We start from the raw sequence: 9,893 nt of genomic DNA on the forward strand, positions 1-9,893 counted from the left end.
GGTACTGCGGTTCGGTCAATAACTGGATTGGCAGCGTGAAGCAGATGCAAATGTGGGAGGGGGCTTGCTCCCGATAGGGTGGTGTCAGTCAATGGATACTTGGCTGATACACCGCTATCGGGGGCAAGCCCCCTCCCACATTTTGAAGCACTAACCTATCAGGTCATCTGGATGATGGTCTGCATGATGGTGCTTTGGGTGGAGATGGTCTTGGCGTTCGCCTGGTAGTTGCTCTGGGCCTTGATCAGGTCAACCAGCTCGTTGGTCAGGTTGACGTTGGAGTTCTCCAGGGAGGTGGCCTTGATCGACCCCAGAGTGCCAGATTCCGGTGCGTCGAAGCCCGGCTGACCCGACGCGAAGGTCTCTTTCCAGGTCGTACCGCCGGCGGGCTGCAGGCCCTGCTCATTGTTGAAGCTGGCCAGAGAAATCTGGCCGATGGCCTTGCTCTGCTGGTTACTGAAGGTGGCGAAGAGCACACCGCTGCCATCGATCTTCAAGCCGGTGATCTGGCCGGTGGCGTAACCATCTGTGACCGGCGGGTTACGGTAGCTGGCCGAGTTGTACTGGGTGACGGTGCCCATGTTGATGGCGATGCCGTCCTTGTTCGCCGTCGCATCGTTAGCCTTCCATACGCCATCGGTCACCGTGCCAGGTACCCAATCCTTGATGGTCAAGGTGTTACCGGCAACACCGCCGGTCACGATGCTCTTGAGGTTACCAGCACCATCGAAGCTCAACGTCGACGGCACAGGCGCCTTCACGTCAGCACCGGTACCGGTAGGCGCCGAACCATCAGGATTGCGGCCATCGATCAAGGTGTAGGCCTGCCACTGGTTGGCATCGGTTTTCACCAGGTACTGCACCATCGGGTGCGCGTTGCCCTGGGAGTCGTACAAGGTGGTGCTGTATTGCGTGGTGAAGGTTTCGGATTTGGTTGGATCAAACGGGTTCTTGGACTGATCGATCACCGGCGACGAGGAGTTCAGGTTGCTGGAAGAGTCCACCTTGGTAGACGCCTTCGGGGGCAGGTTGGCCAGGTTCAGCTGCAGGTCGACCAGGCCACCCTTGGTGATCTTGCCATTCTCGTCCGCGGCATAGCCTTGCAGGCGCGAGGTGCCGGTATTGTTGGTGATATAGCCGTCTTTGTCCGCTCGGAAGGCACCGCTACGGGTGTATTCCAGCGAGCCGTCGCTGCCCTTCTGCACGAAGAAGCCACCGCCCTGGATCGCCATGTCGAGGATGCCACCGCTACCATTGACATCGCCTTGGGTGAACTGCTGGGACACTGCCGCCAGGTTCACACCGTTGCCGATACTGTTCTGGCCGGTGCCCAACTTGGAAGCCGCGTAGATATCGGCGAATTCCGCACGGGATGACTTGAAGCCAGTGGTCGCGACGTTGGCGATGTTGTTGCCGGTCACGTCCAGTTGTTTGTTGGCCGCATAGAGGCCGCTAAGGCCGATATTAAAAGACATGTTTCTCTCCCTCTGCCGTATTTAGCCGGCTCTATGTACCGATAGTCTGAATTTGCGACAGCTTGACGCTGCCCATGCCGCCTGCAAGGTTGAGCAGCATTTCGCCGCCGGTCTTGCTCAAGGTCACGCTGGTAACCGTGGCCGGTAGCGAGGTGGCCAGGGCCACCGCGTCACCTTTGTCGTTCTTGGTGGAGGCATTGAAGGTGTAGGTGCCGGCTGGGGCGACCTCGCCCTTGTCATTCTTGCCGTCCCAGATAAAGCTCTGGCTGCCGGCACTCTGCGCGCCCATATCCACGGTGCGCACGACGTTGCCGTCCTTGTCGGTGATTTTGACGGAAACGTTACCCGCCGCCGATGGCACCTCTACCGAACCGTTCATGCTCTTGCTGGTATCAACCATGGCTTTGTCGGTCTGGATAATGATCGACCGCCCCACCAGCGATGAAGCCTGCAGCGCTTGCGAAGAGCTGAAGTTGCTGGAGATGTTATTCACCGAGTCGTTCAGGGTGTTGATGCCTTCCAGGCTGCTGAACTGGGCAAGTTGGGCCACGAACGCGCCGTTGTCCTGGGGCGACAGCGGGTTCTGGTTTTTCAGCTGGGTTACCAGCAACTGCAGGAATGCGTCCTTGCCCAGCGACTGGTTGCCAGTGGCCGCTTTGGAAACATTCGAGACATTGTTCGAAGCGTCCTTGACCTTGGAATTGAACAGGTCCTGGACTGCCGTGTTGTTTGACGTATCAACGATGGCCATTATTTGGCGCCCCTTATTACTGACCCAGGGTCAGGACCTTCTGCATCATGGCTTTGGCGGTGTTCATCATTTCCGCATTGGTCTGGAACGAACGACTGGCGGAGATCATGTCAGCCATTTCCTCGACCACGTTGACGTTGGGGTAGTAGACGTAACCCTTTTCGTTCGCGGCCGGATGGTTGGGCTCGTAACGGGCCTCCAGGTTGCTCTGGTCTTCGACCACACCCAGCACCTGCACGCCGGAGCCGGCTGCGTCCTGGTTCTGGAACAACGAATCGCTGCCACCGGCCTGGCCACCCTGGAACATGGTGGCAAACACCGGGTGACGGGCACGGTAAGTCTGGTCAATGCTCGAAGAGACGGTCTCGGCGTTGGCGATGTTACTGGCGACGGTGTTTAAACGCGTGGTCTGCGCGCTCATGCCACTGCCGGCAATATTGAAAACACTGGACAGGGACATGGCTTATTCTCCACGCAGGGCTGACATCAGCCCTTTGAATTTGCTGTTGAGCAGGGTAAAGCTGGCCTGGAAGTTCACCGAGTTCTCGGCGTAGTTCGATTGCTCCAACTGCGCGTCGACGGTGTTCTGGTCGATCGACGGCTGCATCGGCGTGCGATACAGCAACGACTCGTCACCCTTGCTCAGGCCTTGCGCTTCGATATGACGGCTGTTGGTCATGTTCAAGGCGAAGGTGCCGTTCTTGGTCTTGTCTTGCTGTGCGGCGAGCACGGCAGAGAAGTCCAGGTCCCGAGCCTTGTAGTTCGGGGTATCGGCGTTGGCAATGTTATTGGCCAGGACTTCGGCACGCTGGGCGCGAAAGCCCAGGGCTTGTTCATGGATACCGAGCGCTTTATCGAAGCTGATGCTCATGGCGGAAACCTTTAGGCTGACCTGCTGTTCGTTAGCAGGGTTATAGCAAGGCGCGTGCCAATCTTGCGGAGGCCCGTATATCAAGGGTTTCGAGGGTAGTTGCCGGCGACTATGCCAGAAAAGCGGCAAGCGTTTTCCACATAGTGACAGTAAAGCGGCAATGGGGAGTTGCCGCTTTCTTCAACGTTGCCGCAGAAACAAATGTGGGAGGGGGCTTGCTCCCGATAGCGGTGTATCAGTGATAAAGACATCAACTGAACCACCGCTATCGGGAGCAAGCCCCCTCCCACACTTTAACTGCGTGCGACTTACTTGGCCTGGTAGATGATCCCCGGGCTGCACTGCACCATCTGGTAATGGTCCGGCAGGCCATTCAACGCTTCGGAAGCACCGAGGAACAGGTAACCGCCGCGCTTGAGCGTGCCGTGGATACGCAAAAGGATGTCTTTCTTCACTTCGGCCGAGAAATAGATCAGCACGTTGCGGCAGAACACCATGTCGAACTTGCCCAGGCTGGCGTAGCTGTCGAGCAGGTTGAACGAGCGGAACTCCACGCGATTCTTGATCGGTGCCTTGATCGCCCAGCGCCCGGCGCCTTTGGGGTCGAAGTAACGCTGCAGGCGCTCCTGGGATAAACCGCGGCCCAGGGCCAGGCTGTCGTACTCACCGGTCTTGCAGTTGGTGAGCATGGTGCCGGACAAGTCGGTAGCAACAATTTGCGCGCCGGCTTTCAACTGGCCCATGTTGGTTCGCTCGAACTCGTCGATGGACATCGAGATCGAGTACGGCTCCTGCCCCGAGGAACAAGCCGCCGACCAGATACGCAGGCGCTGGCCAGGACTGGCCTTGATGGCTTCCGGCAACACTTTGTTCTTGAGCACTTCAAAGGGGTAGGTATCGCGAAACCACAGGGTTTCGTTGGTGGTCATGGCATCGACCACCATTTCCTTGAGCCCGCTGCGCGGCTGCCCCTGGATCCGCTGGACCAACTCACCCAGGGACTTGATGCCCTGCTGTTCCATCAGTTTGTTGAGACGGCTGGATACCAGGTACTGCTTGTTTTCACCGAGCAATATGCCACAGGCTTTTTCCAGGAAGACCCGGAACTGTTCGAAATCCAAATTACCCGTAGACAATGATACCGCCTCTTAAATCGTGTGATCGCCGGGGGAAATCCCCTAGCCGTGATCTGCTGCCTTGATCCGGTCGACTACCCGGGATGCGAGGTCATCAGGACGGAATTTGGCCAGAAAGTCATCAGCACCAACCTTCTTGACCATTGCCTGATTGAATACCCCCGACAACGAAGTATGCAGGATGATATGCAGTTTTTGCATGCGTGGATCGTTGCGTATCTCGGCCGTGAGCGTGTAGCCGTCCATTTCCGGCATCTCGATGTCGGAGATCATCATCAGGAATTCTTCTTCGGGCTTCTTGCCTTCGTCCACCAGCTTGCGCAGGTAATCCAAGGCCTGACGACCATCATTGAGGGCCACCACGTCTACACCAACGGTCTGCAGGCAGCGTGTGACCTGCTTGCGCGCCACTGAGGAGTCGTCCACGGTCAATACGCGCAGAGACACCGCCTTGTGTGCAGTCTCGGCATCCACCACACCCACAGAGATGGTTTCCGAAGTGGGCGCCACTTCGGCGAGGATTTTCTCCACGTCGATGATTTCGACCAACTGGTTATCGACCCGTGTCACCGCCGTCAGGTAGTGATCGCGCCCCGTGCCCTTGGGCGGCGGGTGGATCTCTTCCCAGTTCATATTGACGATACGCTCCACCGAGCGCACCAGGAAACCCTGGGTCTTGGTGTTGTACTCGGTGATGATCACAAAGGGGTTCTGGCGGTCTTGCAAACCCGCCGAGCCCGTGGCCATCGCCAGGTCAAGAATGGGAATAGTTGCACCACGGATGTTGGCTACGCCACACACCACTGGGCTGGACTTGGGCATGATCGTCAGCTTGGGGCATTGCAGCACCTCCCGCACTTTGAATACGTTGATGCCGTACAACTGCTTGCCATCCAGGCGAAAAAGCAACAACTCCAGGCGATTCTGCCCTACCAGCTGTGTGCGCTGGTTTACTGAATCCATTACACCTGCCATGCCCTGACTCCTAAATCCTGGGGGTACGACGCGCACCCAACACTAAACGGCACGAGCTTTGCTATTTATTAAACATGGATATTAAAACGACAGTTTCCCGACGCCCTAGCCACCGCAGGCTGTTCAGCACCGTGATGGCGCTGCTTGCCTTGAGCATTGGCGCTACCGCACGCGCCGACAATGTCACCCTGCCTGATCTCCTTATCGGCGTCACCCAGGGTTTTCTTGAATTCACTGTAGAAGATTATCTGGCGACCACGCAGACCCCGGGACGTTATGAAATTCAGGTCAGCCAGTTGGACCCGCGCTTGCGCATGCCGATGTGCGACAAGGAATTGACAGCCACGCTGGAAAGCCCTACCCAGCCCATCGGACGCGTAACGGTAAAAGTTCGCTGTGAAGGCGCCTCGCCCTGGACGGTATTCGTGCCGGCTCAGGTCAAGCTGTTCCGCGATGTGGTAGTGGTCGCGCGACCGTTGAAACGCACCGGCATCATCGGCTACGAGGATGTGGCCCTGCGCGAGCGCGATATCAGCCTGATCAACCAGGGCTACCTGACCTCAGTGGACCAGGCTATCGGGCAGAGACTCACCCGACCAATGGTCACCGATCAAGTCATCACACTGGTTCATCTGGAACAGGCCGAAGTGATTCGCAAGGGTGACCAGGTGGTGATTTCTGCCAGCAGTGGCGGGCTGAACGTAAGGATGCCAGGGGAGGCACTGTCCAACGGCGGCATGAGCGAACAGATTCGCGTCAAGAACCTCAACTCCAATCGCGTGATCAAGGCGCGGGTCACGGCGCCAGGTCAGGTCGAAGTTGCTTTATAGATCACTGGAATCACAGCCCGGCTTTTCCTACACTGTGTATTGGATGTCGAGCGGTACAGGTTTATTGTCAATCGAGCCTAAAGTTTGCCCGGGTATGGCCGAAAACATGGCAAGCGTCCAAATACCCAGAGGTTTTTTTCACCATGGTCATTGATTTCAGTCGTTTGAATAGCACCCAGGCTTTGCCGGGCAATACGCGCACCAACGGTGCCAAGGACAGCGTAGAAGCCAAGTCCCAGCCCCTGCCCGCCAAGGCAGAGCAGGCCAGCGCCAGCCAGAGCGGGGAATCGGTACACCTGAGCAATGAGGCTCAACAGTTGCAGAAGGTCACTGACTCGCTGCGTGATCAGCCGGTTGTCAATAAAGCTCGCGTGGCTGAGTTGAAACAGGCCATCGCCGACGGCAGCTATAAAGTCGACAGCAGCCGTGTAGCCAGTAAGCTGCTTAACTTCGAAGCCGAGCGCTAGGCAAAAGCCTGCGCAGGGCTTTTGGACGCTTAAAACCCAAGGCCAGCCATGCACCACGACGAACATCTGCTTCAACTGATCATTGATGATCTGACGCCCACGCACCAGTTGCTTGAGCTGCTCAAGGAAGAATCCCTGGCCCTGTACGGCCGGGACATGCCCTTGCTCGAAGAAATCCTGGCGCGCAAGCAGTCGCTGATTGTGTTGCTCGAACAACACGGCAAGAAGCGCAGCCAGATACTCATCAGCCTGGGCCTGCCTGCCGATCACGAAGGCCTGGCACAACTGGCCAGCCATTCCTCGGTCGGTGATCAACTACTGGCGCAAAGCAAAGAACTCAATCAATTGCTTGCCCAGTGCCAGGAAGCCAACCTGCTCAACGGCCAATCAATCCAGCTTCAGCAAGCCACGACCGCCAATCAGTTGCGCATACTGCACGGTGGTGAGCCTCCGGCCCTGTACAACGCCCAAGGCTCCACCTCTCGCCTGGTCAAGCCAAGTACCCGCAGCCAAGCCTGACACCGGTTTACAGCGCGACCTATCCAAGGAGCGCTACATACTGGCAAAATGCCGGTTCTTGCGTGTAGTCGTACTTTGTCTGGAGATGGAAGAACCGTGTTCAACGCCCCTAATGCGGAAGATGCACCGCAGCCACCGAAGGTGCTCACTACGCCTCTGGAAGTCGCCAGCACATTACGGATGCTGCAAGAAAGCCATGATCCGCTGATCATCACTTTCCACGAACGCAGCCAGCGCTTTCAAAGCTATTTGGTGGATATTGATCGGGACAGCAAAACGCTGGCCCTGGATGAAATGATCCCCCGAGACGGTGAGCGCTACCTCGAGAACGGCGAACCCTTTCGTATCGAAGGCTTCCATGAAGGTGTACGGGTTGCCTGGGAAAGCAATGGCACGCTGAACATCAGCGAAAAAGACGGCCACCGTATCTATAGCGGCAGCATGCCTGATGAAGTGGTTTACCATCAGCGGCGCAATGCATTTCGCGCCGCGCTGAAACTTGCGCAATTGGTGAATATCGAACTGGGCGGCGAGAAGCTCAAGGCACCGATCAGCGGCAAACTTCTGGACATTTCCGCCACCGGCTGCAAATTGCGCTTTGAGGGCGATATCTCCGAGCGCCTGCAGTTGGGCCAGGTCTATGACCGGTTTATCGCCGCCCTGCCCTTTGGCAGCATGACCACCTCCGTCGAACTGCGCTACCTGCACTTCGAAGACAAGATCAACACGACCTTTGCTGGCGTGCGCTTTCACAACATGAGTGGTTTGGTGCAGCGCCAGGTGGAGCGTTTTGTCTACCAGCTGCAGCGCGAGGCTCGGCGCTTCGACAAGGACGATGATCTTTAAGGTTGGGACGCTGAAATAAAAAACGGGCAGTTCCTGATAGGAACTGCCCGTTTTTCGTTCAGGGGCGTGCCCTGCTCAAGTCATGGGGATGTTCATCCGGGTCCACCGGCTCCTGCGGCTCTTCATTGGCTGGCTCATCAGTTACCGGGTCTGGCTCGGGTTCCGGGTCAGGGACAGTGACCTGCATCTGCTCCTGTACCACTTGCTCATCCACCCGTGGGTCTAGCGCTGCTACCAGCGGTGAACTGGACATGCTGTCAGGCATTGCCACGTGATGCAGCGGGGCGTCGTCGACCTGGTGCAGGTTGGTCACTGCTTTGGGGCGGATGCGCCATACCAGGATCAACGCACACAAACTGAAAAACGCGTAGAGCATCTGGCTGCCGAACAACTTCATCACTACGCCCGCCAGCAGTGGGCCGATACTGGCGCCTATGCCGTAGGTCACCAACAACATGGCCGTCAGCGAAACCCGACGATCACCTTCTACATGATCGTTGGAAAAAGCCACTGCCAATGGGTAAAGGCAGAATTGCACCAGCGAACAGAAGAAGCCTGCCACAAACAGCACTTCCAGCGGTACTTGAGTCATGATCGCCAGCGGCAACGCTGTTACGGCCAGGCACAACGCAAAGCAGCGAATCAACAGCGCGCGGTCATAGCGGTCCGATAGCCATCCCAGCGGCCACTGAACGACCAAGCCGGCAAAAATGCAGCTCCCCATGAACAAGCCGACTTGCTCAGTCGTCAGCCCCTGCTGAGACGCGTAGAGCGGCGCCAAACCGTAGAACGACCCAACGATCAAGCCCGCGCCCAGCACCGTACTAAGAGACTGTGGCACACGCTTTATAAAAAAACGGGGCTCCATCGGGGCCGGGTGCAGGGGCGCGGGGTGAATGCGTCGGGTCATGGCCACAGGCACCAGGCACAACGCAAAACACAGCGCGACCAACATCAGCAGTTCAAGCCCAAGGTGAGGATGCATAACCAGGATCAACTGCCCCAGTACCAACCCGAGGTAGGACGCGATCATGTAGCCGCTGAACACTACGCCACGCTGCTTGGCATCCGCCTGTTCATTGAGCCAGCTTTCGATAACCATGTACTGGCACATCATCCCCAGGCCGACGATTATCCGCAGCACGATCCAGGCAGGTAGCCAATCAATCAAGCCATGACCCAGCACTGCCGCGCCGACGATTCCGGCGCAAGTCGCGTAGGCACGAATATGTCCAACGCGGGCAATCAGGCGATGCCCGATCTTGCCGCCCAGTACCAAGCCAAAATAGTTGGCGGCCATCAGCGCACCGACCCACAAACTGTCGACATTGTCTGCCGCCAGGCGCAAGGCCAGGTAAGTACTGAGCAGGCCGGAGCCAATCAGCATCATCAAAGAGGCGAAATAAAGGGCTCGAAAAGATTTCCAGATCTGGCGCATCGGCGTTCCGAGCGGCTCCTTGCGGTAAGGGATTGGGCTATCGGCATGATAGTCCGGGTGGTCGGGTCCGGACAGGCGGTGCGGCCTGTTTCCGGGGATTATTTTGCATAAGAGCTCAGACGTTGCACCTGTGTCTGTAGGTACACAACGATAGAGATAAATACATGACGCCCCTGCTGTGAACCCTGAAGCGCTGCAAGGTTCGACTGATCTTTGAGGCTTTGCAAAAAGCTGTGGGTATTGAATAGCTCGGTACTTTTCGACCGCCCAAAACAAAACCCCTGTTTGCGTTAGCAAACAGGGGTTTCGGAATTTAATCTTGACGATGACCTACTCTCACATGGGGAAACCCCACACTACCATCGGCGATGCATCGTTTCACTGCTGAGTTCGGGATGGGATCAGGTGGTTCCAATGCTCTATGGTCGTCAAGAAATTCGGGTACTGAGTCGGGACCAGTTGGCCTCGCTTCAGCAAATTGGGTATGTGACAGTTTTCGGTGTTTTGTGAACGTCGAACTTTCGGTTCATTGGGTCTTCACACACCGCAATCTGATGCTCGTTAGAGTAGTCAAATTGCTTGGGT

The 9,893-nt window shown here is 57.0% G+C and carries 11 protein-coding genes and 1 rRNA gene; 4 read left to right on the plus strand and 8 right to left on the minus strand.

Annotation, left to right across the window (positions count from 1 at the left end; genetic code table 11):
* Positions 1–158: 158 nt before the first annotated feature.
* From flgE to E4O97_RS20000, 6 genes are all read right to left on the minus strand, one after another.
* Entirely contained in the window at positions 159–1,475 is a 1,317-nt protein-coding gene (flgE, locus tag E4O97_RS19975; RefSeq protein WP_032879842.1) for a flagellar hook protein FlgE, read from the minus strand.
* Positions 1,476–1,506: 31 nt separating this feature from the next.
* Positions 1,507–2,226 carry a flagellar hook assembly protein FlgD gene (gene flgD, locus E4O97_RS19980; protein WP_032879841.1) on the minus strand — a complete coding sequence of 240 codons (720 nt, stop codon included), beginning with the start codon at positions 2,224–2,226 and terminating at the stop codon, positions 1,507–1,509.
* Between the two features lie 16 nt (positions 2,227–2,242).
* Entirely contained in the window at positions 2,243–2,686 is a 444-nt protein-coding gene (gene flgC, locus E4O97_RS19985; protein ID WP_005790586.1) for a flagellar basal body rod protein FlgC, read from the minus strand.
* 3 nt (positions 2,687–2,689) lie between these two features.
* The gene (gene flgB, locus E4O97_RS19990) at positions 2,690–3,097 is read right to left on the minus strand and encodes a flagellar basal body rod protein FlgB (protein WP_003193573.1); all 408 of its coding nucleotides are present in this window, start codon (positions 3,095–3,097) and stop codon (positions 2,690–2,692) included.
* A gap of 308 nt (positions 3,098–3,405) precedes the next feature.
* On the minus strand, positions 3,406–4,233 hold the full coding sequence (gene cheR, locus E4O97_RS19995) for a protein-glutamate O-methyltransferase CheR (protein ID WP_005790588.1): 828 nt from the start codon (positions 4,231–4,233) through the stop codon (positions 3,406–3,408).
* 42 nt (positions 4,234–4,275) lie between these two features.
* Positions 4,276–5,208 carry a chemotaxis protein CheV gene (locus E4O97_RS20000; protein WP_005790590.1) on the minus strand — a complete coding sequence of 311 codons (933 nt, stop codon included), beginning with the start codon at positions 5,206–5,208 and terminating at the stop codon, positions 4,276–4,278.
* Positions 5,209–5,282: 74 nt separating this feature from the next.
* Here E4O97_RS20000 and flgA point away from each other — a divergent pair, with 74 nt between their 5' ends.
* The 4 genes from flgA to E4O97_RS20020 all read left to right on the plus strand — a co-directional run bounded on the left by flgA (position 5,283) and on the right by E4O97_RS20020 (position 7,870).
* Positions 5,283–6,038, plus strand: a complete 756-nt coding sequence (gene flgA, locus E4O97_RS20005) for a flagellar basal body P-ring formation chaperone FlgA (RefSeq protein ID WP_248162027.1) — start codon at positions 5,283–5,285, stop codon at positions 6,036–6,038.
* A gap of 143 nt (positions 6,039–6,181) precedes the next feature.
* Positions 6,182–6,505, plus strand: coding sequence for a flagellar biosynthesis anti-sigma factor FlgM (flgM, locus tag E4O97_RS20010; protein WP_032879838.1), 324 nt, complete (start codon positions 6,182–6,184; stop codon positions 6,503–6,505).
* Positions 6,506–6,553: 48 nt separating this feature from the next.
* Positions 6,554–7,024, plus strand: a complete 471-nt coding sequence (locus E4O97_RS20015; protein WP_216091990.1) for a flagellar protein FlgN — start codon at positions 6,554–6,556, stop codon at positions 7,022–7,024.
* 96 nt (positions 7,025–7,120) lie between these two features.
* Positions 7,121–7,870, plus strand: a complete 750-nt coding sequence (locus E4O97_RS20020) for a flagellar brake protein (protein ID WP_005790597.1) — start codon at positions 7,121–7,123, stop codon at positions 7,868–7,870.
* 58 nt (positions 7,871–7,928) lie between these two features.
* Here E4O97_RS20020 and E4O97_RS20025 read toward each other — a convergent pair whose 3' ends face one another.
* Both E4O97_RS20025 and rrf read right to left on the minus strand, forming a co-directional pair.
* Positions 7,929–9,308, minus strand: a complete 1,380-nt coding sequence (locus E4O97_RS20025; RefSeq protein ID WP_005790600.1) for an MFS transporter — start codon at positions 9,306–9,308, stop codon at positions 7,929–7,931.
* 317 nt (positions 9,309–9,625) lie between these two features.
* Positions 9,626–9,741: ribosomal RNA gene (gene rrf / locus E4O97_RS20030) — 5S ribosomal RNA — on the minus strand.
* Between the last annotated feature and the right edge of the window lie 152 nt (positions 9,742–9,893).

Origin of the sequence: Pseudomonas sp. W15Feb34 (genome assembly GCF_023127765.1) — a bacterium.
GTDB classification, from domain to species: domain Bacteria; phylum Pseudomonadota; class Gammaproteobacteria; order Pseudomonadales; family Pseudomonadaceae; genus Aquipseudomonas; species Aquipseudomonas synxantha_A.